1 protein-coding gene is annotated in these 1709 nt (G+C 63.4%); it reads left to right on the top strand.

Annotation, left to right across the window (positions count from 1 at the left end; translation table 11 throughout):
* Window positions 1-1709 (top strand): FG-GAP repeat domain-containing protein (locus AC6R19_RS22660; RefSeq protein WP_500582138.1); only part of this gene is annotated, 1709 nt, incomplete at both ends.

Genomic DNA, 1709 nt, shown 5'->3' with positions numbered 1-1709 from the left:
GGAGAAGTTCTACGGCTACAAGCACCAGGGCGGGCGCGACTACGGTACCCAGCGCCTGCAGCGCATCGAAACCTACCTGGGCTCCACCCTGGTGCACTCGATGGACCTGACCTACGAGGCCAGCGCGCTCAGCGGTCGCTCCCTGCTGAAGGAGCTGCAGATCTGTGACGGCAGCGGCGGCTGCCTGCCGAAGTCCATCTATGCCTACAACGATCAGCCGCGGGACTTTGTCCAGGCGACCCTGATCGAGGGCGAGGAGACCCAGACTTACTTTATCGGCGACTACGACGGCGACGGTAAGTCGGACAGCATCAAGGAGATCATAGAGCGGAACCCGGACGACACCTGGAACCGTACCGACAGATACCTGCAGCTCTCCAGCATGCCGGGATCAGCGATCCCCGAGTCGGATATCGGCTTTGCCCTACCGGGTAAATTTACCGGCGATCACGGTCCGGCGGATATGCTGCTCGACGGCAAGCGGGACTTCCTCGCTGTGGGTGCCGACCAGAAGCTGGATGTGATCAGCATGGATTATGTCTCTGCTGGCACGCCTGCCCAGGTGGAGACCACTATCATCGACACTGACCTGGCCCTGTCCGGCAGTGTTGTTCGCTTCCGGGTGGCGGACTTCAATGCCGACAGCCGGCCGGATGTGCTGATCCACTACGCCGATGGCACCGACGTCGTCAGGCTGAACTGCACCGACTACAGCGAGGACTTCTCCGCGCTCGAATTCTGCGACTCGGTCAGCGTGCCCAACCCGGACGATATCAGCGAGTTCTCATTCTACAACCTCGCCGAGATCACCGACCTCAACGAGGACGGCCTGCCGGACCTGCTGTTCAACGGCTGGAGCGAGAACCGCGCCGGCAACCTGCCCGATGACCTGATTGCCTACGCGCAAAAGCAGGGCGCAACCCTCAGCTTTGGCGATCTGCAGGTCAGCCCCTACCAGGTGGCCTCCACCACCCGGGTGGTCGGCCTGGATGCCAACGGCGACGGTCTGCAGGACCGCCTGATGCTGCGGGAGAGCGGCAGCCCCGTGCTGCAGATCAACGACGGCGCCGCCGGCTATATCACCGCCAGTGTCTCCGGCAGCTTCGGGCTGCAGAACCATCTCAGTCACGGCGTGCTCAGCATCGACTACGATGGCGACGGCCAGGACGAACTGCTGGTGCCGGACAATCTGGTGACCGACTTCTGCTTTGTCGAAGTCCACGGGGTCGGCGAGAACCAGGGCGGCGAGACCAGCACGCCCTACTGCAATGCCGGCCAGTCGGAGCCGAACCTGTTCAGTGCCAATGCCGGCAAGTCCCAGCTCTATAACCGGGCCATCTTCGGCTACCGCAAGCTGTCGTTCGTCTGGAGCAATCACACCACCGTATCCCTGAGTAGCGAGGCCACCGGGCTGGAACTGCCGCTGGGTTGGTCCCAGGTGTGCGACGCCAACGGCGATGGTCTCGCCGACCTCTGCTACAACATCCAGAACATGACCGGCAGTACCCTGAGTGGCGGTGTCAACCTGAACAGCGGGCAGTACCAACAGCCCCACAGCCTTACCAAGGGCACCCACGCCTGGATCAACAACCGCGCCCCCAGCAGCTACGGCGACGACGCCCTGGCCTACACCGTCAACGGCCTGGGCCAGGAGCGCTTCTGGCAGTACAGCCCGCTGTCCGGCGCCGGCAGCGAGCTGTGCGCATACG

This window comes from Microbulbifer sp. SE14 (genome assembly GCF_059834885.1).
This window is presented reverse-complemented; position numbering and strand designations above follow the sequence as displayed.